We start from the raw sequence: 22238 nt of genomic DNA, 5'->3' as shown, positions 1-22238 counted from the left end.
TATTTACGGATATTTATAACTTATATTGTTTTAATTTGCTGTTTAATAATACCTTTTTTTAATGGTATAGCAATTGCTTTACATTTTAGTAGCATTTGCAGTGAATTAAATAGGTGTAGGTAAAACATGAGCGGTAAGCAGCGCGTAGTGGTCGTTGGTAATGGCATGGTAGGCCATCATTTTGTCGAACAACTCACACAGCTAAAACAGCACGGAGATGAGTTGGAAATTACCGTTTTATCGGGAGAAGACCGACTTGCCTATGATCGAGTGCATCTATCCGAATTTTTTAGTGGTAAAACAGCAAGCGATCTTGCATTGACAACTGCTGATATCTACGGCGATTGGCATGTTAATTTTTTTACCAATGCGAAAGTTGAAAATATTGACCGTCAACAACAGTTTGTAACCACACAGCAAGGCAATAGGTTTTATTACGACAAACTGATTTTAGCCACAGGTTCATTTCCCTTCGTTCCTCCTATTCCAGGTAAAGACCGAGACCACTGTTTAGTCTATCGAACCATTAATGATTTAGAAGCAATAAAACGCTCAGCATCGCAAAGTAAAGTCGGAGTCGTTATTGGTGGTGGTTTACTTGGGCTTGAAGCCGCTAATGCATTAAAAAAGCTAGGTTTACAAACCCATGTGGTGGAGTTTGCCCCGCAACTAATGGGGGTTCAAGTAGATCAAGCTGGCGGACGTCTTTTAAAGAAAAAAATAGAACAATTAGGGGTAAATGTTCATACCTCGATGGCGACAGAGCAAATTGTTGAAGGTCATCAGTGTCGCTATAAGATGTGCTTTAAAGGAGGCCATGAACTCGAAACCGATATGATTTTATTTTCGGCAGGGATCCGCCCTTACGATAATCTCGGACGTGAGTTTGGTTTAGATATTGGCGAGCGAGGCGGAATCGTCATTAATAACCATTGTCAAACATCAGATCGTAACATTTATGCTATTGGAGAATGTGCGCTTTGGAGTAACTTTATTTTTGGTTTAGTGGCACCTGGTTACACTATGGCAAAGGTTGCTGCAAAGCACATTATTTTCAACAATGAAGTAGATGCCTTTACAGGCGCTGATATGAGTACAAAATTAAAGTTAATGGGTGTTGAGGTAGGTTCGATTGGCGATGCCCATGCCCGAGCTACAGGCGCTAAAAGTTATATTTTTGATGATCAAATAAACGGTATTTATAAAAAAATAGTGGTGAACCAAAGCGGCGATCGTTTACTTGGTGCGGTCTTAGTCGGTGACACCAGTGATTACGACAGCTTATTACAGCGATATTTGAATAATCTTGCTCTGGTCGAGCCTGCAGAGTCGCTGATCATGCCTTTAGCTGGCTCTTTAGCTGAGATTGACCCAGTTGACTTACCCGACGATGCCATTATCTGTGTTTGTAATAAAGTAACTAAATTAACTATTCAGAATTCTATTTTATCAGGGTGTACTGATCTAGCTAAAGTGAAATCGAGCACTAAAGCCTGTACGGGCTGTGGTAGTTGTGAGCAAATGGTAAAGAGCATTATTGATAGTAATAACATGCTCGTGACTATAACTGAGCCTGAGCAACTAAGCGCACCGGCCGTTTAGTCTAACTAATAAAAAGAGAAGCAATAATGGAAGTTGATGTGGCTAATGCAAAACTAAAACAAACGACCTGTGCATATTGTGGTGTGGGCTGTGGTGTTGATATATCGATAGACAATGGTGAAGCAAGTTCATTAACTGGCACCCCAGAACACCCTGCAAATTTTGGTCGGTTATGTGTTAAAGGCACACATTTACTTGATACTCTATCAACTGACAACCGCTTAGCTGAGCCACAGATAAACAATCACGTGGTTAGTTGGGATGAGGCAACGAATTATATTGCTGAGCAATTTAGTCGTATCGTTGCGCAACATGGCGCTGATGCAATTGCATTTTATGTCTCAGGGCAATTGCTTACAGAAGATTACTATATCGCGAATAAGTTAATGAAAGGCTACTTAGGAAGTGCCAATATTGATACTAACTCACGCTTGTGTATGTCTTCTGCCGTGGCAGGTTACAAACGTGCTTTTGGTGAAGATGTTGTACCTTGTAGTTATGAAGACCTTGAGCAAACATCTTTGTTGATATTACAAGGCTCGAATGCAGCCTGGACTCATCCGGTTTTATTTCAGCGTATCGAGCGGGCAAAACGTCTTAATCCAGCGATGAAAATTGTTGTAATAGACCCAAGGCGCACAGATAGCGTTGAAATAGCAGATCAATTCTTACAGTTAAAGCCCGGGACGGATGCTGCTCTTTACAACGGTCTACTGAGCTACTTAGCAAGCAATAATGCACTTGATGATGATTTTATTGCCCAATCCACAACAGGGTTTGACAGTGCACTTGAGCAAGCAAGCGCATGGAGCATAAGTGCTGTAGCTGAATTTTGTCAGTTGTCGGAGCAAGCGCTTGAAACTTTTTATGCTAGCTTTGCTAATAGTTCTTCAGCCATCACCTTTTACTCTATGGGTATTAACCAGTCGAGCTCAGGCACCGATAAATGCAATGCGATTATAAATGCGCACTTAGCGTCTGGTAAATTACTTAAACCAGGATCAGGACCATTTTCAATCACAGGGCAACCCAATGCTATGGGCGGGCGAGAAGTGGGTGGCTTAGCCAATCAATTAGCCGCGCATTTAGATATAGAAAACGCTGAACATAGATCGTTAGTTCAACGTTTTTGGCAATCTCCAACCATAGCTGAAAAAGCAGGAAAAAAAGCAGTTGATATGTTTGCCGACCTTAAGTCTGGTAAAATAAAAGCGGTGTGGATCATGGCAACAAACCCAGTGGTTAGTTTACCGAATCACAATGAAATCACTGCAGCGCTTGAAGCGTGTGAGTTGGTGGTTGTGTCTGACTGTGTGTCAAAAAACGACACCTTAAGTTATGCTAATGTGAAGTTACCAAGTACAGGTTGGAGTGAAAAAGACGGTACGGTTACTAACTCTGAGCGCAGAATTTCGCGGCAACGGGCTGTGTTGCCAAAGTATGCTCAAGCAAAGCATGACTGGGAAATTATGTGTGGTGTGGCAAAAGCGATGGGCTTTCGCGGCTTTGATTTTACTAAGCCAAGTGACATATTTACTGAATGGGCAGCTTTAACCACGTTTGAAAATAACGGTGCGCGTCAATTAGATTTAGGGGCGTTAGCAACATTAAGCGCTGAACAATACGACACCATGCGGCCTTTACAGTGGCCACAACAGACCGCTTTATCTGCACCTGAGCAGTTGTTTGCCAATAATGCATTTAGCACAGATGATAAAAAAGCACACTTTATACCGATCACACCCCAGTTACCTCGTCAACAGACGACTGTTGAGTATCCATTTGTGATGAACTCAGGACGTATTCGCGATCATTGGCATACTATGACCCGTACAGGAGAGGCTTCACGTTTATCGGCGCACATCACGCGCCCCTATATTGAAATTAATCTAGCAGATGCCACTGCACTGGCTTTAAAAACAGATGATTTAATTACTGCACAATCAGCTAGCGGTGAAGTCTGTGCACATGTGAATGTGACCGATGCCGTTAGGGTCGGTGAATGTTTTATGCCTATTCATTGGAATGCACAATATGCATCATCAGCAAATATTAGCCAGCTATATCAATCAGTGACGGATCCTATTTCTGGTCAACCAGAATCTAAACACGCAGCGGTTAAGCTAACAAAAGCGCAATTTGCCCAGTATAGCCAAATATTTATTAATGGTGAGTTTAATATCGACGCTGAATTTTGGCTAAAAGTGAAATCGACCCACTGTACTAATTACCAGTTGGCTCATAAAGAGCCAATTGATGATCTCTTATTTTACTGCCAAGAAAATTCTGGATTGGTCGGCGGTTGGAGTATGTATTGTGATGGTGAATCAACCCATATTCAGTGTATGCAAAAAGACAGTCTAGTGTTTGTTGCTGTGTTTAGCACTGTGCAAAAATCAGTGTCATTAGAGTGGATTGATCATTTGTTTGACACCCAGATACTGAGCTTTGAGCAGCTTCAGGCATTATTTAACGCCCAGCCAGATGCTGAGTTTACGCAAGGTAAGCAGGTATGTAGCTGTTTTAAAGTGCGAGAGCAACCGATAATTGCAGCAATTGAAACGGGTTGTAATAGTGTTGAAAAACTCGGAGCTAAATTGCAGTGTGGGACGAATTGTGGCTCATGTAAAACACAGTTGAGTCAATTAATTAACAAACATGCTAGACGCAGTGAAACGGCAATAGAGATCAGCACAGAGCTTTAGATTAGTGGCAAGCTCAAAAAATAGAGGTGTTATGTTAGAAGATAACTTTGGTAGGCAGTTTAACTATTTGCGTTTATCGATTACTGATGTGTGCAATTTTAGTTGTAGTTACTGTTTACCTGATGGCTACCAGTGTGACACACCACGTAACTTTTTAACGCTGGATGAAATAACACATCTTGTAAGTGCTTTTGCTGATGTTGGCACCAAAAAAGTACGTATAACAGGCGGGGAGCCTTGTTTACGAAAAGATGTTGTTGATATTGTTGCGGCATGCAAATCGATTGCAGGTATCGACGAAGTCGCTATCACCACAAATGGCTTTAATTTAATGGAGAAAATCGATGAGCTGGTCGCTGCTGGGTTAGACTCGTTAAATGTCAGCATCGATAGTTTAAATCCGGCTATGTTTAAATTGATCACCGGTCATGACAAATTAAAAAATATTCTAGCGGGAATTGAACGCGCCATAGAGTTGGGTGTTAAAAGCATAAAAATAAATGCTGTATTAGCAAAATCATTTAGTACAAATCACCTAGGCGAGTTCTTAACATGGATTGCGGATAAACCCATCACAGTTCGATTTATTGAATTGATGGAAACAGGTGATGGCGCACAGTTTTTTACGCAAAATCATATCAGTGGACAAGCGATTAAGGCGCAGCTTCTTGAGGCTGGTTGGCTACAATTAGTCAGAGGCAAGCAGGCTGGTCCTGCACAAGAGTTTACCCACCCAGACTATATTGGTCGTATTGGCCTAATTATGCCCTATAGCCCAGATTTTTGTAGAACCTGTAATCGCTTAAGGGTATCGGCGTTGGGTAAGTTGCATCTATGTTTATTTAGTGAAAGCGGTATAGATTTACGCGAAACGATAAACTTAAATAGCCAAGTTGCCACTATTGCAGCTATTCGTCACGCCCTTGATGATAAAACAGTGAGCCATGAGCTAGCAAAGCGGCTAACCGGTGGCACCAAGCATTTAGCTATGATTGGAGGCTAAATGAGTTTTACTGCAGTAGTTTTGGCTGGTGGATTGTCATCGAGAATGGGAACAGACAAAGCACAATTACAGCTAGAACAAAAAACATTTCTAGCTCGTGCGATTGAATTAGTAGAGCTTGCAGGCTGTGACCGAGTGATTGTTAGTAGTAATAAACCGGGCTACTTAGCTGACGTTTACCCTGGGAATGGTCCTTTGGGGGGCGTTTATACTGCCCTAATGAATACATCTCAGGATATATTGACGGTTGCCGTTGATATGCCTTTAATTACAGAAGAAATACTTATAAATTTATGCGACAAAGGTAAGTGTGACAAGGTTACAGCTACGTTTTACCATGATAATCCGTTACCTATGTTTATTAAAAATTCAACTGCTGTAAAAGCAACTCTCAAAGAAATTTTATTGCAACCTGAAAGCAATAAATCAATAAAAAACTTCTTAAAAATTATAGCGGCAAGTGAGCTTAAAAAACCTTGTGTAGGGGAATTTATAAATATTAATACCCCAGATGAGTTTTTAGCGCTCACTTAACCTAGTAACCAGTAATCGAGAATACAGTGACTCATACAACAACACATAAAGAAGCATTAAATATCGCGGTGCTAACCGTTAGTGATACACGTACTGAAGAAACAGATACATCAGGAGGGTACTTACGTTCTGCCTTGCTCGAAGCTGGGCACGTACTAAGTGACAAGCAAATAGTCAAAGATGACATTTATCAAATGCGGGCGATCGTATCAAAATGGGTTGCAGATAATGAAATTCATGCCATTTTAGTAACCGGTGGCACAGGCTTTACCCAACGTGACTCAACACCCGAAGCACTGATGCCGTTATTTGATAAAACGGTAGATGGGTTTGGTGAATTATTCAGGCATATATCTTACGCTGAAATTGATAGCTCTACTATCCAGTCAAGGGCTGTGGCAGGGCTTGCCAATAACACGGTGATTTTTTGTATGCCAGGCTCAACTGGTGCATGTAAAACCGCGTGGACTAAAATCATCCAAAATCAATTAGATTCAAGCTATCGACCATGTAACTTTGTACCCCATGTTATGCATGGAAAACTATGCCAATCAAGGGGGTAGCATGTTAAGTCATGTCGATAAAAATGGCCAAGCTAACATGGTTGATGTATCGCAAAAAGATATCACCACGCGTCAGGCAAGCGCATATGCTGAAATTACTATGTCACAAGCAGCATTCCATGAAGTACTCAATAACGAGAACAAAAAAGGTGACGTACTAGGTGTTGCAAGGATTGCAGGGATTCAAGCAGCAAAAAAATGTGCTGATTTAATCCCTCTTTGCCACCCATTAGCACTGACGAAGGTTGCGGTCGAATTTAACTTGAATATTGATAGGTCTGTGATTGAAATCACCACAATGTGTAAATTAGCGGGAAAAACTGGTGTAGAAATGGAAGCCCTTACCGCCGCATCGGTGGCTGCATTAACCTTATTTGATATGTGTAAAGCGGCCGATCCATCAATGCGCATAGATAATATTTGTGTGTTAGAAAAGCAAGGTGGTAAAACCGGCACTTGGAAACGAGGTAACAATGATTAATGTATTGTTCTTCGGCCAGTTAAAAGAGTCACTACAGTGTGAGAACTCACAATTGGCCATTGATAAACCTATTACAATCGCTCAATTAAAAGAGTTACTGGTTGAAAAAAATCCCAGTTGGGAAAAATATTTATTTGATAAGCAACTTTTAGTTGCGGTTAATCAATCTATGTGTAGTTCATTACAATTAGTATGCGCTGGAGACGAAGTAGCACTGTTTCCACCCGTGACGGGAGGTTAAAATGAGCGTTATTATTGCTCATAAAGACTTTGACCATACCCAGCAGTATAATTATTTAAGTGAAGAAAACTCAAATGATGGTGCCGTGGTGACGTTTACTGGTCTGGTACGTGAATTTAGCTCAGGCGACAATGTCACAGCGCTTGAGCTTGAGCATTATCCGGGTATGACACAATCCTTATTAGACGATATTATAACTCAGGCTAAAAAGCGTTGGCAGCTAGGGCGAGTACGTATTTACCATCGCATTGGCTATTTACCGATAGGGGAGCAAATCGTATTTGTTGGGGTGACGAGTAAGCACCGTGCTGAAGCATTTTCAGCAGCCGAGTTCATTATGGACTTTCTTAAAAATCAGGCAACATTTTGGAAAAAAGAGCATTTCTCTGGCTCATCACGTTGGGTACAAGCAAAGCAGTCAGATAAAGCAGCACTCACTAAATGGCAAAAAACGAGCTCAACGGAATCTCAATAAAGCGTTGAAATTAATCAACGAGTGACATTATTTTTTGCGCAATCGCGTACACACTTTTTTGGCTGTCCATTGCTTGCTTTTGCAATTGGGCATGGGCTTCATTTTCAGTGATTTTTAATTGTTCTATTAAAATATATTTAGCTTGATTGATTGTTTTTTGTTCTTTTATCACCGTGCGAGCTTCATCAAGCGCACTGTTTATTTGACGGATATATTCACTTTGCTCTGTGATCAAGTCGTACATCGTTTTGTTACTGCTAAATTTACTCTGTGCAATATTCTCGCTATATGCTTGCTTGTTATTAGTTTCCAAGATATGAGAGGACTGCTTTAGTGTCAGTGACTCTAAGGCTTGTTTGTGATCTTTTAGGTGGCGTTTCGATATTAATATTTGCTGAGCGGCACTGAAAACTAGGTGATCCGCTATTTGCAATTCAACTTGATGCAAAACATCAATACGTTCAGTTGTTACACCATACCAGACCTCACTAATTTGCGATAATTCATCATTATTACCCTGAATTAGTTGCAGAAGCATATCGCGCAATTGCGTTATCTGAGTGCAACTTGGGTGTTGCTCAAATGCGTCAAAGGCATTTTTTAACACATCATCAGCATACTCTATAAAAAACTCGAAACACCGTTTTTGGCCTTGTTGGCACTGTTCTAGCTGCTCTTTTGTTTGTTCGTTAAATGTATTACTGGCAAAAGCTGCCGCGCCACAAGCTCGTTCTTGTCCTGCATATTCTTTGCCTTGCATAAAATTAAAAAACGCGACTAATATTTTAGTAATAACAGGATCATTAGCGACATCTGTCGCTTCTAGAAACACGTTGAGCAAGGTACCAATGATTTGATTAAACGCTGTGGTAGCATTTTTGGGGGTAAAAGCTTGCTCTCGGACTCTATTACGTAGAGCTGGTAATGCCTCCAACCCCTGTAATGCATAAGTTATTAAATTAAACAACCGCGCATCACCGGAACCAGGCTTTACCAATAAGTAGTTTTTTTCAAATGAATCAAGTAGTTCTGTTTGATTGTTACTGACAAGTATTATTTGTTCTTTTAACTCAGCTGAAAAACGGCTAGCGTTTGATGCTAAGTAAATATTGCTCATGGCTCTTTCTTTTTGCAATTGGTGTACTAAGTTGCCAATTTTTATCAGAGTAAGGCAAGATTTCTGTAGCTGTTCCAAAGTATGAATTTCTTCATACTTTGCAGCTAGTAAGAATCGACGTGTCAGTGAGCTACTTTGATGCATTATTATTTTTATAAAACGGGCAATGGGTAGACTAATTTTGCAAATACCATTCCATAAAAAAACTATTGGAGGTTAATATTTAAAGCTTATATATCAGTGTATTATAGTTTTTTGGTAGGGGGAGAGATGTAATTAAACTAATTGTGCTATGAAGTGCACAAAGCTGGTGCGAATTAGGTTTAATTTGCACCAAGAGCTAAGTAAGATCAGGTTAAGTAAAATCTAGGGTCTGTTTATCTTTCGAGGTTAACTTTTCATGAATCTTTCGATTTTAGGCTTTAGTGTCATTGTCATGATTAGCATCATAGTTAAACCGACCGGTAAAGCAGCCAGAAAGCCATGTAACCAGCCTTGAGTAAAGCTATTTATATCGCTAAAGCCAATGTTATTAAGTGCTGTTGTAAATGACATGACCGACTCCATAATTGTGGCCATACATACGCCAATCAGCAGATCTTTTTTAAGTTTACTTGCCGATGGCATCAGCTTATTCATTAGCTTAGTGAGTAAAGCCATCATTATCAGAGCAACCGGAATCATTACAGTCACCGCCGCTATAAAAGACGTTGCCCAACTAGTATAAAAGCCGTCATTAAAACCCACGTTCATATAGGTCATAACACCGGTTAGAGTACCGCCTATAGTTAGTAAAATAGTCATAACTACCATGACTTTGTAAATAATGGGGGTGTTCTTTTGCGGTAAGTTTTGCTTTGTTGCTATAGCGTCAGTCAAGTTATGTATCCCAAAATAGGTTATTAATCCGATTGGTCAGTTCATAGTAAGTGAGTTGACCAAAATTGAATTTAGATGATTTTATCAACTATATGGTTTATTGTTGATAAAGTCAACTAAGTTATTTGTTTACGATGAAGCTGAGAGCTTACGTAAATGAACTTAACTGCATTTGCTAATATTCAGCTAGCTATCTCAATTATGGCTGATTAGAATAGTGTTATTAATACAACAATAAGAGCGCCGTCATGTTTGAGCAAGTTATAACCCTAATAGATCAAGCTAATAGCCAAGACCCTAACTCGGAACAGCTTGATAATACAAACTGCCCCAAAGAGCACCTTTATGCTTTGCGTATGACCGAGATGCTAAATCGTTTTTCTCCCCAAGCTGATAAATTAATGCACATAGCAGTACGAGGGCAGCATATTGAGCGTTGGAAGTCCCCTCGCAGTGATTTTCCTATGGGAAAACAAGGTTATCACCAATGGCGCAGCGCTTTGTATGAGTTTCATGCGGGGCGAGTTATTGAGCTAATGCAGCAAGTAGGATACGAAGAGCAAGCATGTGAGCGTGTTTACAATGCAGTCGCTAAAAAGCAAATAAAACGCAACCCTGATAGCCAGTTAGTTGAAGATATTGCGAGCCTAGTGTTTATTGAGCACTATATGTTGGGCTTTGCGCAATCAAAACCTGATTATGATGAACAAAAATGGATAGGGATCATACAGCGAACATGGAAAAAAATGTCGCCTCAAGCACACGAGTTTGTATTGGCAGGGAACATAACTTTACCGTCGCCACTAGTTCCATTAATTGAAAAAGCGTTGTCGGGTGAGTAATGCAAGATAAGCGCTATTAAAGCTACGAAACTTAGTCTTCGCTAAGTTGCGTAGCTTGCGATGCATTTTTTGCCAGTGTTTGTTTATCAATTACCACTGGTAAGGTTAGCTCCATTGTTTCAAGTGTAGCGGCAATCTGCTTTTTAATTTGCGCTTTATTTTCTAGTTGGATCGCAGAAACAGCGTGAGCTGTTTGTTGTTTTATTTCGTTTTCGATAATGGTGTTATTTGGGCTTAATAACATCATTGTAAGTAGTATAGTATTCATCATTATCTCCTTATTTAAATTACCGCTAGGATAAGGAGAAAACATGACAATCCCGTGTTTCTAATATGTCTACTAAGTTAAACTTTCATGTTAATTCAATGAATATAGAGCTTAATTTTGTGATAAACAGATTAGTGTGCCCTCAATTGCGCGCACATATGCATATGACTGTGCGTCTTTTTGGCTTGGTGGGCAAAGTGGCTCAGCACCTGCGAGTATCGCTCTGTCATAACTTTCACTGAGATTGTTGCAGCCAAAACGCAACTCAAAACCAAGGGCCGGCTGCTTTGGGTGCGCTCGGATATACCCTTGTTTAAAATGCGCTTGCGCATAGGGGTGATTAGCAAAGGCTATTTTTACATTACCTGTAGATAACTCACCGTATTCTGCATTATCACTTAACGAACAAGTTATAAAACCAAACGCTTGATAATAAAAGTCTAATGTTTCTTCGACGTTATCAACATAGATAACCTGACCAACAAATTCCATATACCGCTCACTGTGCTACTTCATTCTATAAATAAAGCACATTTTGAGCACCTTCGCGAGCTAAGCCATCAGTATATTATTTAAGTGAGATACAAAAAAACCTTGTAAAGGCTAACTCTACAAGGTTTAATTTTTACAGCTTACAGCTTACAGCTTACAGCTTACAGCTTACAGCTTACAGCTTACAGCTATATCATTTATTACGATTTTCTTTACTAAACGCGCGGATCTTACGTTTTTGCGAAAGCGTTACTTTATTAGTACGCCCTGCAAATGGATTGTCGCCTTCTCTAAATTCAATCTTGATTGGCGTGCCCATAATTTTTAACGCTTTACGGTAGTAATTCATTAGGTAGCGTTTATAGCTATCAGGTAAGTCATGTACTTGGTTACCATGAATTACGATACGTGGTGGGTTATAACCACCCGCGTGCGCATATTTAAGTTTAACACGACGGCCACGTACAAGCGGCGGCTGGTGATCGGCTTGTGCCATATCCATAATACGGCGTAGCATAGCTGTACTAATACGCTTAGTTGCAGACTCGTATGCTTCGTCAATTGATTCAAATAAATGACCTACACCAGTACCGTGCAACGCAGAGATAAAGTGTATACGTGCAAAGTCGATAAAGCCTAAACGGCGATCAAGCTCTGATTTAATACGGTCTTTCACGTAGTCATCAAGGCCATCCCATTTATTCACGGCGATAACCAATGAACGACCAGAATTAAGAGCAAAACCAAGTAAACTTAAGTCCTGATCAGAGATCCCTTCGCGTGCATCAACCACAACCAATACTACGTTTGAATCTTCAATCGCTTGGAGGGTTTTGATCACTGAGAATTTCTCAACGACATCACTTACTTTCTTACGCTTACGTACACCTGCGGTATCAATCAACACGTATTCTTTATCATTACGCGTCATTGGGATGTAAATTGAATCTCGTGTTGTGCCTGGCATATCATAAACAATAACACGTTCTTCGCCGAGTATACGGTTGGTCAGTGTTGACTTACCTACATTAGGACGACCGATAATAGCCAGTTTTACTGGTTTATCGGCAAATGCTTGTTGCTCTGTTTCACCATCTTCTTCAGAGTATAAGTCAACGAGCTCATCGTCATTGTCGGTACCATCATCGTTTTCGGCACTTAACTCTGCAATAACAGGCTGTAGCGTTTTCTCGAGTAATAATGTAATACCACGACCATGTGCAGCAGCAATATGATGTACTTCACCTAGTGATAGCTGATAAAACTCAGCACAGTTTGAGTCGGCATCAATACCATCCGTTTTATTGGCAACAACAAAGCTTTTCTTTTCTTGTTTACGTAAGTGGTTAGCAATTGCTTGATCAGCAACCGTCATACCTACACGCGCATCAACTAAGAATAAAACGATATCAGCTTCTTCAATCGCGAGTAATGATTGATCGGCCATTTCGGTTTCAATGCCTTCTTCAGAGCCATCAATACCGCCCGTGTCTACCACGATAAATTCATAGCCATCATAATTAGCTTGGCCATATTTTCTATCTCGTGTTAAGCCTGGAAAATCAGCAACGAGAGCATCACGAGTACGTGTTAAACGGTTAAATAATGTGGATTTGCCCACATTGGGTCGCCCAACTAGAGCGATCACGGGAAGCATAAACTACCTCTTTAAAAAACAACAAAAGGCTTCGCAGTGCGAAGCCTTATAAAAATACATTTAGTATTAGTAAGTTAGTTAGGGACTTTTACCGCACTAACTTCACCATCTCGGGTGTATAAAATCAGTTTGTCGTCAGCAACAACCGGCTCAATAAAAAAGCCTGAGCTGTCGAAGTCTTCACGCGATACAAGTTCGCCTGATTCTTTATTTAACCAGTGTAGGTTACCTTCTTGATCACCTAAGGCTAAATAATTTCCTGCTACCGCAGGCCCTGTTAAATACCAACCACGAAGGGCTGGTTGGCTCCAGCGTTCAATGCCAGAGGTTTTATCTAATGCGTAAACAACACCGTCACTGTCAACAACATAAACGGTTTGCGCATCCATCGAGATTTCGCGATAGCTGCTGTATTCACGTTTCCAGACAACGTTACCTGAACGTATATCAACGGCCGCTAAGTTACCATTATAGGCAATAGCGTAAGCATATGGGCCGCTAATTACTGGGCGAGTATCTACATCAACCAAGCGTTCGAACTCAGATGAGCCCTTTGGTGTCGCAATTTCAGCGCTCCAAGCAGAATAACCACTATCAGAAATGAGTACGCTTAGTTTACCTGTTTCAAGACCAATTAATACACCCCCATTAGCAACGGTGGGTGAGCTTTGGCCACGTAAAGTTAAAGGCGGTACTTCTTGCTCGTGGCTCCAGCGCTCTTCGCCTGTATCAGGGTGAAGTGCTAATAACTTGCCAGACCCCAAATTGACGAAAATTAAACCATCACCTGCAGCAGGCGAGGCAAGTACTTCGCCAGGTACTTTTTTACGCCAAACAATTTCACCGCTCTCACGGTCAAGGGCAACTAAGTAACCATGCTCAGAGCCAATAAACAGTTTACCATAGGCTTGTAAAATACCACCGGATAATTTAGCGCTGATGTCAGCTTCCCAAGGCCAAAACGTTGAGTTTTCGCGAATATCGGTTTGCCAAATTGTGTCGCCATCTTCAAGAGATAACGCTTCAATATCGCCATCACGACTGGCCACAAAAACACGATCTTTGTAAATCGCAGGTGTTAGGCGTGAAAAGTAATGTTCAACACCATCGCCGATACTTTCTTGCCAAACTACGTCTGTTTCAAATTGATTAACGATTTCAGGCAATACTAGTTCTTCTTCGTCATCGCTTGATGAGCAACCAACCATTGTTGCCATACATAAAGCGATACTTGCCGCTGTTAACTTTTTCATTGTAACCCCTTATGCCGCTGGGCTAGTTACTGCTAAGTCATCAAGTTTGATTTGCAATAATGGGTTATTTTCAAGACCACCTGCATCTGCTGCTGCTTGGTATGCAGTACGCGCTTGCTCTGTGTTGCCTTGTGCAGTATGAATATCGCCCTTGAGCTCAGCTACCGTCGCTTTAAATGTTTCTTCAAGAGGGGCATTTAATGTGCTGAGCGCTTGGTCGTATTGCTCTTGTGCAATTTGCACGCGTGCTAAACGGGTCGTTGCCGTTGCTTTTAGCTCTGCATTGTCAACGTTGGTAACAATCCAGCTTAGCTTTTCGTTTGCAACATCAAGTTGGTCTTTTTCAACGGCTTCTTTAGCTGCTACGAAAGCTGCTAGTACGCTGTAATTTGTATATTGGTTGTCAGTCATGAAGCTATCGGCCGCACCTAAAACTTCACCACTTTCAACAAGTGTGGTGTATGCATCTGATGCACTTTCAGCCGTTGTAATTTGGTTTTGGTTATATGCTTTCCAGCCATATAAGCCGCCTAGACCAATAACTACTCCTAATGCCAGAGTTATGCCATTTTCACGGAAAAATCGCTTAATTGCTTCTGCTTGTTGTTCTTCTGTTGAATAAATATCCATTCTTACCTCGAGTATTTTAGCTTTGTACTAGCTCAGCTAAAAGCGGTTTAACTTGTTCTAATTCTAAGGTGACTTGCTCTTTACGCTCACGTAAATATTTTACAGTCACTACGCCTTGTTCTAATTCGTCTTCACCGATAATCAGTGCAACTACTGCGTCGCTTTTATCTGCACGCTTGAGTTGTTTTTTAAAGTTACCACCACCGGCATGCACCATGACTCTTAAGCCTGGTATGTCAGCGCGTAACTTGGCAGCTATAATAGGCGCTTGAATGCTGGCCTTCTCTCCCATCGCCGCTAAATATACATCAGCACTGCGACGAATGTCACCAACACATTCTAGGGCTTGTAACAGTAACACTAAACGCTCAAGACCCATAGCAAAGCCAACAGCTGGTGATGATTTACCACCAAGTTGCTCAACTAAACCATCATAGCGGCCACCTGCACACACTGTACCTTGCGCGCCTAGGCTATCGGTAACCCATTCAAATACAGTGCGGTTATAGTAGTCAAGGCCACGCACTAAGCGTTCATTAACCGTGTATAAGACGCCAGCGGCGTCTAAACGTTCACATAAATTTGCAAAATGTTCTTTTGATTCAGCATCTAAATGTTCAGACAATTTTGGTGCATCAACTAAAATCGCTTGTACTTCAGGATTTTTGCTATCTAAAACCCGTAGTGGGTTAGTGTGCATACGACGCTTTGAATCTTCGTCTAATACATCAACGTGTTGTTCGAGATAGCTTATCAATGCTTCACGATATTGCGCGCGAGCTTCGTTTGAACCGAGTGAATTAAGTTCTAAGCGAACATGTTCACTTATGCCAAATTGCTGCCATAGTTGTGCGGTCAGTAAAATCACTTCTGCGTCAATGTCGGCTGTTGCAATGCCAAAAGTTTCTAAGCCAAACTGGTGAAATTGACGGTAACGACCTTTTTGTGGGCGTTCGTGACGAAACATAGGGCCCATATACCAAAGGCGTTGCTCTTGGTTATACAACAAACCATTTTGGTTGCCTGCACGCACGCACACTGCGGTTCCTTCAGGGCGAAGGGTTAAGCTGTCGCCATTATGATCGGCAAAAGTATACATTTCTTTTTCTACAATATCAGTGACTTCACCGATAGAGCGCTTGAAAAGATCGGTTGATTCTACAATTGGAAAACGAATTTCTTGATAACCGAACGATGATACTGTCTCGCGTAAGATGTTTTCTACTTTCTGCCAAACTTGGGTGTCGCCCGGCAGACAATCGTTCATTCCACGTATTGCCTGAATTTGTTTTGCCACTGATAAATCCTAAAACTGTATTGTGCACAGAACTGCCACAACAAAAATGCTAAAAATTGACCCGCTATTATAGCTGGCATGCGTGCGGCAAACCACCCAGTTTGCCGACTATATTAACTTTATTCGACTATTTTTATGTCGATAGGTGTTTGCTGCTCTTTTTGAGCAATAAAATCGCGCACGTAACCTTCAAGCTGATCAACAATATTATTATTGTCGATACGCGCTTTTTGACGTTCACCATTGATATAGAGCCCTGAGCGGCGGTTTGCACCCGCTAATCCAATATCACTAACTAACGCTTCGCCCGGTCCATTAACGACACAGCCGATGACTGAAACTGACACTGGCTCAATAATATCTTCAAGGCGCTCTTCGAGCTGATTCATAGTGCTAACTACATCAAACTCTTGGCGCGAACAACTTGGGCACGCAATAAAGTTAATACCGCGCGAACGTATACGTAGCGACTTTAAAATATCAAAGCCGACTTTTATTTCTTGCACAGGGTCGGCAGCTAGCGAAACACGTAAGGTATCGCCAATACCTTCAGCTAAAAGCATACCTAAACCAACAGCCGATTTTACTGAGCCTGAGCGCATACCGCCAGCTTCAGTAATGCCTAAGTGCAATGGCTGATCAATTTCTTTCGCTAAAAGGCGATATGCGCCAACTGCTAAGAATACATCTGAAGCCTTAACCGATATTTTAAACTGGTCAAAGTCGAGGCGTTGTAAAATTTCAACGTGACGCATGGCCGATTCAAGTAATGCTTCTGGCGTAGGTTCGCCGTATTTTTCTTGTAGGTCACGTTCAAGAGAGCCGCCATTTACCCCAATACGAATTGGGATATTGTGCTCACGAGCCGAGTCGACAACAGCACGAATGCGCTCTTCACTGCCTATATTACCTGGGTTAATACGTAAGCAGTCTGCGCCATATTGTGCTACTTTAAGGGCAATGCGGTAATCAAAGTGGATATCGGTGACCAACGGAATAGTCACTTGCTCTTTGATGCTTTTAAATGCTTCAGCGGCATCCATTGTAGGCACAGATACACGAACAATATCAGCCCCTGCATCTTGAATAGCTTGAATTTGCGCAACGGTTGCATCAACGTCCATGGTGTCTGTGTTAGTCATTGATTGCACGGCTATTGGCGCACCATCACCGACCGGGACATTACCGACATTAATGCGGGTTGATTTTCTGCGTTTAATTGGAGATTCTGAAAACATAGCGACTACTCTGCTAACGGTAAATTAAATTTGGCTAAACGGTTTTTAGGAAAGTGGGAAATATCAACGCGCTCACCATTGAGGTTAACTTCAACAGCTTGGTGTTTTCCTAGTACGACTGAAAAAGGTGCCTTCCCCGTTACGGTCATTTCGTAACCTGCTTTTTTGACACCAAAGGCCACTTTTTCACCTTCACCATCGTGAATTTCAACCCAGCTTTCCTCGTTAAAATGCATAACAATGGTGCTTAAATCTGGATTCTCAGGCTGAGCTTGTGCTGCAATTTCGCGTTCAGGTTCCACTTGAGTTTCAGCGGCTGTTTGCGTTTGTACTGCATTTTCTTGCTGAGACGCTTGGGCTTCGTCAGTATCATTAACAAGCTCATCAGGACCTGCCAGCTCTACATCTGGTTGCGGCGCAACCTCAGTAGCCGTGGAGTTTTTACTGCTTTGTTCGCTGTTGCTAAAACCTGATAAAGACTGGGTAACAACCTGTTCACTCAATGGGGTCGAATTTTGCCACCACCACAATGCTGAAGAGCCAATGACGATTGCTAAAATAATATAGCTTACGAGCATTAACCTACTGTCGTGAGCTTCTTTTTCTGTGCGTTTAGAAAAGCTCTGCATTTTGGCTTTTTTAAATGTTTCCTGCGGCTCAGGAAACATCGCCATGACCACGGAATTATCTAAATTAAATTCGCGGCAATAGCTTTTTGCATACCCCTTAACAAATGTGGCAGGGCCGAGTAAGTGGTGTTCGTCATTTTCCAAACGTTGTAATTGCAACACCGATAACTTTAATTTTGCTGCTAGCTGTTCAAGGCTAACATGAGCAGACTCTCGACCTTGTTTTAAAATTTGGCCAAGACTTTGCTCTGTTGATTCTGTATTTTCATCATTCATAATGCGTATGATTCAGGGTCCACTAGTAAAAGTCTATGCCCAGGTTTGAGTGTGACGTCTGGGCTTAATTTATTCCATCGCATTAACTGATCAATTAACAAGCGACGCTCTGTGGCAATACTGTATAAAGTATCGCCCGCGTTAATTTTATAATAAATATTGGGGTCGTTAAGGTAAATTTTAGTCCCGTTGACCACCCGATCAGATTCTTTTAAGCCATTCCATTGGAGTAATTTTTGTAGTTTAACATTGTATCGCACTGAAATGCTAAAGAGGTTTTCACCATCTTGTAAAACGTGGTAAGGCGTACTCAGCTGAGGTATCTGCGAATTAAGCATAGGTGCTTGGTTAATAGGGTCATTATCGCTAAAGCGTACATCAGGATCAGTGGCATATCGATTATTTTGCCCAGCGAAAACTGCAGCATCTTTGGTCGGTTGATAGAACACCACTTTTTCGTCATCGCTCAACGGGGCTGCATTAGCTGAAAATGTCGAAGCCGATGGGTTATCCGTAACGGGTTTTGGATCTGTTGTTGGCGGGCCAAACGACACAATTTTTACGCCATCTTTTGCTTGTTGTTTTGCGATGCTTGCTGTGTTGTTTTGTTCAGTCTGTTTTGAATTAGCTAAATGTACTGTGGGCACAGGGCTAGATGTGACACCAAGCGTTTTTACTTCTGAGGTGTAAAATCCGCTTGTAGTATTTTCTTCAGAGCGGGTATTGGGCTTTTGAACAGAAGGGATCGCTAAAGCTGACATTACCGCTTTAGTGTCATTTACTTCATTAGTTAGAGTATCTTGCTCAGGTATGCTTTGCTTTGCAGGGCTTGCCACTGCTAATGCAGCCAAAACAGCGCTGGTATCGACGCTGGGTGTTGCTATATCGATAGCCGCGGGAATATTTGCAGGCGTTTCAGTCACTGTTGATTGCTGTTGCACAAAAGCCGGATCATCTACCACTTCAGGCTGTGTTGCAGTTTGCTCTGTGGCTAGTAAAACACTCGCGGTGATAGTCGCTGATTGCTCATTTATTGCTGTTGGCGTAGTGGCAACCTGGGTCGTTTTATTATTTGTTGTTTGCGCCTTTGACTCCACTGGCGCTTTTTTCTTTTTTACAATACGTATTTTTGGTTCTGAACTAACAACCCCTGGTGAGCTATCGGCTTTGAGTTCATCTAATTGTGCTTGGCGATACTGCATGCGTAATAATTCAAACTCGCTTTGCTTGAATTGCTGCTCGCGAATTAAAACGGCTTCATTAGATGTTGGGTAGGTTTGTAGTATTGTCGCAGCCGTGGTTTCAGCTTTTTCAATGTGGCCCATGCGCTGCTCAATTAAGTAGCTTAAGAACAATGAACGAGAGGATACTTGACCTGACTTTTCAAATCTTTTGAGTACTTCTTGGGCTCGATGTAAATCGCTCTTTGCATAATACAGGGCAGACAAACCGATTAATGAAGAAGCGCGCATTGAACTATGATTTATAGCCGATCTAAAGTAGCTTTCAGCGTTATCAAAGTCATTAAACTCGATGGCGCATAATGCGAGATTCTCGTAACTTTCAGCAACGCGAATATAGCTTGGTATTGCAATTGCTTTTAAAAGTTGCTCGGTGGCGCGATCGTATTCATTAATACCGCATAAAAATACCCCGTAGTTATTGCGGGTATTTGGATCGTTTGGGTCAATTTTTATTGCTTTTTGGTACGAGTTATCAGCCAGGGTATTTTCACCCACTTGTTGATAATAATAAGCAAAAGAGTAATGTACTTCAGGTAAGTCAGGAGCGAACGAAGCGGCCCTTTCGAGGTTGTATTTTGCTTGCGAACTATTACCTGTATTTAAATACTCTAGGGCTAGAGCAATACGAGTACGAGCTGCACCTGTATTATTAATTTTATTTTCAACAACAGGTTTGTCATTGCCTTCGTAACTGTTTTCAGTAACACAGCCACTCAGGGTGATGACACTGACAGTTAAAGCAAGTAAAGATCGCATTACCTTATCTCTTATTATTATCCATATCCGCCTATCTTACCGAAAAGCACTTGTGTTGCATCAATTTTTTTAAATTAAATACATTAAACACATTAAACACAAGTACTTTGAAAGCTGGGTTGGTTAAGCTTGTTGGATATTGACCGAAATAGTGTTTTCGTCACGCATTTTCTTTTTCGCCATACGTTTAGTACGGTCAACAACATCACCGGCTAATTGACCACAAGCTGCGTCTATATCATCGCCACGAGTACGACGAACGATACAAGTTATACCTGCTGCTTGTAATACTTTAGAGAAGCGATCTATTCGGCTATTACTTGAACGCGTATATTCATTACCTGGGAATGGATTAAATGGGATCAAGTTAACCTTAGACGGTGTGCCTTTTAAGGTTTTAACTAATTCGTGTGCCTGATCGGTACTATCGTTTACGCCATTTAGCATTACATATTCAATGGTCACGTCTTTATTCGCTTTAGAGCCATCAATGTAGCGGCGGCACGCTGCTAAAAACTCTTCAATCGGGTACTTTTTATTGATAGGCACTAAAATATCGCGCAAATCATTGTCTGGTGCGTGAAGCGAAATTGCTAAAGCGACATCGATTTTTTCTTTCAATAAGTCAAGAGCCGGGACTACACCTGAGGTGCTTAAAGTAACACGACGTTTAGATAAGCCAAAGCCCCAGTCGTCCATCATTAGTTCCATTGCGGGTACTACGTTTTTAATGTTCAGTAGTGGCTCACCCATCCCCATCATAACGACGTTGGTGACTGGGCGTTTTTCACTGTTACCATCAAGACCAATATCTTTAGCAACACGCCATACTTGGCCAATGATTTCAGAAACTTTTAAGTTACGGTTAAAGCCTTGTTGTGCTGTTGAGCAAAAAGTACATTCTAATGCGCAACCAACTTGTGATGATACGCACAGTGTTGCACGGTCTTTTTCAGGGATCCAGACCGCTTCGACTTCTTGTCCACCATCAAGTACTAATGCGTATTTGATAGTGCCATCACTTGCTTGCTGGCGTACTGAAATTTCAGGAGCTACAATTTCACACTCGTTTTTAAGCTTTTCTTTTAGCTTTTTGTTTACGTTGGTCATATCGTCGAAATTATCAACGCCAAAATGATAAATCCATTTCATCACCTGATCGCCACGAAATGGCTTTTCACCGAATGAAACAAATAGCTCACGCATTGCATCTCGGTTTAAATCTAATAAGTTAATCTTTTTTTGCTCGGTCATGAAACAACCTCAATCAGTGACGGTGGTGATAAAATTTACGGGGATGAATTGTACACAATTCGACCAGTTTAGTCATTAGCTAAACATCTTTTATTGCTTAGCTAATCACTAAAAAAGGGCCCGAAAGCCCTTTTTGTTTTGCTCAGCGCGTTCGAATTAACGAGTACGTGGGCAAAGCTCTTCGTCTGCGAAGAAGTAAGCGATTTCGCGAGCAGCAGATTCAACAGCGTCAGAGCCGTGAACAGCGTTTTCGTCGATGCTATCAGCGTAGTCAGCACGTAAAGTACCAGCTAGTGCTTCAGCAGGGTTAGTAGCACCCATGATTTCACGGTTTTTAAGTACCGCATTTTCGCCTTCAAGAACGGTAACCATTACTGGACCAGATGTCATGAACTCAACTAAAGCACCGAAGAAAGGACGCTCGCTGTGCTCTGCGTAGAAACCTTCCGCTTTTTCTTGTGAAAGGTGAACCATTTTAGCTGCAACGATTTTAAGACCCGCAGTTTCGAAACGGTTGTAGATAGCGCCGATGTGGTTTTTAGCAACTGCATCAGGTTTTACGATTGAAAAAGTACGCTCTAAAGCCATCTTTATGCTCCAATAATGTTTGATTAAAAGTGTGAATATTAACGGGCGCGAATTATACGCGCTTTAGCTGAAAAATCCTAATTTAATTAAATAGAGGATTGATGGCAGTTTAATGACCGACAAAAATAAGTGTAAATAAAGGGCGCGAAATGCCTTTTACTAAAGCGCCATTAAAGTTAGTAAGACATTATGGAATCTCTAAACTATAGTTTTA

At 41.4% G+C, this 22238-nt stretch carries 22 protein-coding genes; 9 read left to right on the top strand and 13 right to left on the bottom strand.

Translation table 11 applies throughout. The features are described from left to right. The first annotated feature begins 126 nt into the window (after positions 1 to 126). From NQT69_RS12265 to moaE, 8 genes are read left to right on the top strand one after another with little or no spacing between them, the layout of a single operon-like run. Positions 127 to 1602, top strand: coding sequence for an FAD-dependent oxidoreductase (locus NQT69_RS12265; RefSeq protein WP_256827951.1), 1476 nt, complete (start codon positions 127 to 129; stop codon positions 1600 to 1602). A 26-nt stretch (positions 1603 to 1628) separates the two neighbouring features. After that, positions 1629 to 4307 (top strand): nitrate reductase, encoded by a 2679-nt coding sequence (locus NQT69_RS12260; RefSeq protein WP_256827950.1) that lies wholly within the window; start codon positions 1629 to 1631, stop codon positions 4305 to 4307. Positions 4308 to 4338: 31 nt separating this feature from the next. Next, entirely contained in the window at positions 4339 to 5310 is a 972-nt protein-coding gene (gene moaA, locus NQT69_RS12255; protein WP_256827949.1) for a GTP 3',8-cyclase MoaA, read from the top strand. Then, positions 5311 to 5844, top strand: a complete 534-nt coding sequence (gene mobA / locus NQT69_RS12250; RefSeq protein WP_256827948.1) for a molybdenum cofactor guanylyltransferase — start codon at positions 5311 to 5313, stop codon at positions 5842 to 5844. It begins immediately after the preceding gene. A gap of 26 nt (positions 5845 to 5870) precedes the next feature. After that, the gene (moaB, locus tag NQT69_RS12245; protein ID WP_256827947.1) at positions 5871 to 6407 is read left to right on the top strand and encodes a molybdenum cofactor biosynthesis protein B; all 537 of its coding nucleotides are present in this window, start codon (positions 5871 to 5873) and stop codon (positions 6405 to 6407) included. Between the two features lies 1 nt (position 6408). Beyond that, positions 6409 to 6888, top strand: a complete 480-nt coding sequence (gene moaC / locus NQT69_RS12240; protein WP_256827946.1) for a cyclic pyranopterin monophosphate synthase MoaC — start codon at positions 6409 to 6411, stop codon at positions 6886 to 6888. Next, positions 6881 to 7129 (top strand): molybdopterin converting factor subunit 1, encoded by a 249-nt coding sequence (moaD, locus tag NQT69_RS12235; protein WP_256827945.1) that lies wholly within the window; start codon positions 6881 to 6883, stop codon positions 7127 to 7129. Before moaC ends, moaD begins: the two co-directional genes overlap by 8 nt. Before the next feature lies 1 nt (position 7130). After that, positions 7131 to 7604 carry a molybdopterin synthase catalytic subunit MoaE gene (moaE, locus tag NQT69_RS12230; RefSeq protein WP_256827944.1) on the top strand — a complete coding sequence of 158 codons (474 nt, stop codon included), beginning with the start codon at positions 7131 to 7133 and terminating at the stop codon, positions 7602 to 7604. 10 nt (positions 7605 to 7614) lie between these two features. Here moaE and NQT69_RS12225 read toward each other — a convergent pair whose 3' ends face one another. Further along, on the bottom strand, positions 7615 to 8865 hold the full coding sequence (locus NQT69_RS12225) for a nitrate- and nitrite sensing domain-containing protein (RefSeq protein ID WP_256827943.1): 1251 nt from the start codon (positions 8863 to 8865) through the stop codon (positions 7615 to 7617). Between the two features lie 246 nt (positions 8866 to 9111). Beyond that, complete coding sequence (locus NQT69_RS12220) at positions 9112 to 9600, bottom strand: DUF2798 domain-containing protein (protein WP_256827942.1); 489 nt, start codon at positions 9598 to 9600, stop codon at positions 9112 to 9114. Between the two features lie 248 nt (positions 9601 to 9848). On the opposite strand from NQT69_RS12220, the gene NQT69_RS12215 reads away from it, so the two are divergent. Further along, positions 9849 to 10442, top strand: a complete 594-nt coding sequence (locus tag NQT69_RS12215) for a DUF4202 domain-containing protein (protein ID WP_256827941.1) — start codon at positions 9849 to 9851, stop codon at positions 10440 to 10442. 31 nt (positions 10443 to 10473) lie between these two features. Here the strand turns inward: NQT69_RS12215 and NQT69_RS12210 are convergent, their stop codons facing one another. The 11 genes from NQT69_RS12210 to ndk form a co-directional block, all read right to left on the bottom strand. Then, the gene (locus tag NQT69_RS12210; protein ID WP_256827940.1) at positions 10474 to 10713 is read right to left on the bottom strand and encodes a hypothetical protein; all 240 of its coding nucleotides are present in this window, start codon (positions 10711 to 10713) and stop codon (positions 10474 to 10476) included. A 108-nt stretch (positions 10714 to 10821) separates the two neighbouring features. Beyond that, on the bottom strand, positions 10822 to 11202 hold the full coding sequence (locus tag NQT69_RS12205; RefSeq protein WP_256827939.1) for a glyoxalase: 381 nt from the start codon (positions 11200 to 11202) through the stop codon (positions 10822 to 10824). Between the two features lie 193 nt (positions 11203 to 11395). Further along, positions 11396 to 12859 (bottom strand): ribosome biogenesis GTPase Der, encoded by a 1464-nt coding sequence (gene der, locus NQT69_RS12200; RefSeq protein WP_256827938.1) that lies wholly within the window; start codon positions 12857 to 12859, stop codon positions 11396 to 11398. Between the two features lie 74 nt (positions 12860 to 12933). Then, a complete protein-coding gene (bamB, locus tag NQT69_RS12195) occupies positions 12934 to 14112 on the bottom strand; it encodes an outer membrane protein assembly factor BamB (protein ID WP_256827937.1) in 1179 nt (392 codons plus the stop codon). Between the two features lie 9 nt (positions 14113 to 14121). Continuing rightward, a complete protein-coding gene (locus tag NQT69_RS12190; protein ID WP_256827936.1) occupies positions 14122 to 14742 on the bottom strand; it encodes a YfgM family protein in 621 nt (206 codons plus the stop codon). Between the two features lie 16 nt (positions 14743 to 14758). Beyond that, positions 14759 to 16039, bottom strand: coding sequence for a histidine--tRNA ligase (gene hisS, locus NQT69_RS12185; RefSeq protein ID WP_256827935.1), 1281 nt, complete (start codon positions 16037 to 16039; stop codon positions 14759 to 14761). Positions 16040 to 16158: 119 nt separating this feature from the next. After that, positions 16159 to 17277: a flavodoxin-dependent (E)-4-hydroxy-3-methylbut-2-enyl-diphosphate synthase gene (ispG, locus tag NQT69_RS12180; protein ID WP_256827934.1), complete on the bottom strand. Its 1119-nt coding sequence runs from the start codon at positions 17275 to 17277 to the stop codon at positions 16159 to 16161. A 5-nt stretch (positions 17278 to 17282) separates the two neighbouring features. Then, positions 17283 to 18182 (bottom strand): RodZ domain-containing protein, encoded by a 900-nt coding sequence (locus tag NQT69_RS12175; protein WP_256827933.1) that lies wholly within the window; start codon positions 18180 to 18182, stop codon positions 17283 to 17285. Beyond that, positions 18179 to 20182: a type IV pilus biogenesis/stability protein PilW gene (gene pilW, locus NQT69_RS12170; protein WP_256827932.1), complete on the bottom strand. Its 2004-nt coding sequence runs from the start codon at positions 20180 to 20182 to the stop codon at positions 18179 to 18181. Before pilW ends, NQT69_RS12175 begins: the two co-directional genes overlap by 4 nt. Before the next feature lie 123 nt (positions 20183 to 20305). Continuing rightward, complete coding sequence (locus NQT69_RS12165) at positions 20306 to 21436, bottom strand: bifunctional tRNA (adenosine(37)-C2)-methyltransferase TrmG/ribosomal RNA large subunit methyltransferase RlmN (RefSeq protein WP_256827931.1); 1131 nt, start codon at positions 21434 to 21436, stop codon at positions 20306 to 20308. Between the two features lie 156 nt (positions 21437 to 21592). After that, complete coding sequence (ndk, locus tag NQT69_RS12160) at positions 21593 to 22024, bottom strand: nucleoside-diphosphate kinase (protein WP_256827930.1); 432 nt, start codon at positions 22022 to 22024, stop codon at positions 21593 to 21595. Positions 22025 to 22238 lie beyond the last annotated feature (214 nt).

Source organism: Pseudoalteromonas shioyasakiensis (genome assembly GCF_024518675.1).
GTDB lineage: Bacteria > Pseudomonadota > Gammaproteobacteria > Enterobacterales > Alteromonadaceae > Pseudoalteromonas > Pseudoalteromonas shioyasakiensis_B.
This window is presented reverse-complemented; position numbering and strand designations above follow the sequence as displayed.

Bases quoted from the DNA above. Each gene is read 5' to 3' on its own strand.
- NQT69_RS12215 (WP_256827941.1), top strand. From the start codon at position 9,849: ATGTTTGAGCAAGTTATAACCCTAATAGATCAAGCTAATAGCCAAGAC.
- NQT69_RS12205 (WP_256827939.1), bottom strand. From the start codon at position 11,202: ATGGAATTTGTTGGTCAGGTTATCTATGTTGATAACGTCGAAGAAACA.
- pilW (WP_256827932.1), bottom strand. From the start codon at position 20,182: ATGCGATCTTTACTTGCTTTAACTGTCAGTGTCATCACCCTGAGTGGC.
- NQT69_RS12265 (WP_256827951.1), top strand. From the start codon at position 127: ATGAGCGGTAAGCAGCGCGTAGTGGTCGTTGGTAATGGCATGGTAGGC.
- ndk (WP_256827930.1), bottom strand. From the start codon at position 22,024: ATGGCTTTAGAGCGTACTTTTTCAATCGTAAAACCTGATGCAGTTGCT.
- moaD (WP_256827945.1), top strand. From the start codon at position 6,881: ATGATTAATGTATTGTTCTTCGGCCAGTTAAAAGAGTCACTACAGTGT.
- NQT69_RS12210 (WP_256827940.1), bottom strand. From the start codon at position 10,713: ATGATGAATACTATACTACTTACAATGATGTTATTAAGCCCAAATAAC.
- NQT69_RS12190 (WP_256827936.1), bottom strand. From the start codon at position 14,742: ATGGATATTTATTCAACAGAAGAACAACAAGCAGAAGCAATTAAGCGA.
- der (WP_256827938.1), bottom strand. From the start codon at position 12,859: ATGCTTCCCGTGATCGCTCTAGTTGGGCGACCCAATGTGGGCAAATCC.
- NQT69_RS12165 (WP_256827931.1), bottom strand. From the start codon at position 21,436: ATGACCGAGCAAAAAAAGATTAACTTATTAGATTTAAACCGAGATGCA.
- moaA (WP_256827949.1), top strand. From the start codon at position 4,339: ATGTTAGAAGATAACTTTGGTAGGCAGTTTAACTATTTGCGTTTATCG.
- NQT69_RS12175 (WP_256827933.1), bottom strand. From the start codon at position 18,182: ATGAATGATGAAAATACAGAATCAACAGAGCAAAGTCTTGGCCAAATT.
- moaE (WP_256827944.1), top strand. From the start codon at position 7,131: ATGAGCGTTATTATTGCTCATAAAGACTTTGACCATACCCAGCAGTAT.
- ispG (WP_256827934.1), bottom strand. From the start codon at position 17,277: ATGTTTTCAGAATCTCCAATTAAACGCAGAAAATCAACCCGCATTAAT.
- mobA (WP_256827948.1), top strand. From the start codon at position 5,311: ATGAGTTTTACTGCAGTAGTTTTGGCTGGTGGATTGTCATCGAGAATG.
- bamB (WP_256827937.1), bottom strand. From the start codon at position 14,112: ATGAAAAAGTTAACAGCGGCAAGTATCGCTTTATGTATGGCAACAATG.
- NQT69_RS12225 (WP_256827943.1), bottom strand. From the start codon at position 8,865: ATGCATCAAAGTAGCTCACTGACACGTCGATTCTTACTAGCTGCAAAG.
- NQT69_RS12260 (WP_256827950.1), top strand. From the start codon at position 1,629: ATGGAAGTTGATGTGGCTAATGCAAAACTAAAACAAACGACCTGTGCA.
- moaC (WP_256827946.1), top strand. From the start codon at position 6,409: ATGTTAAGTCATGTCGATAAAAATGGCCAAGCTAACATGGTTGATGTA.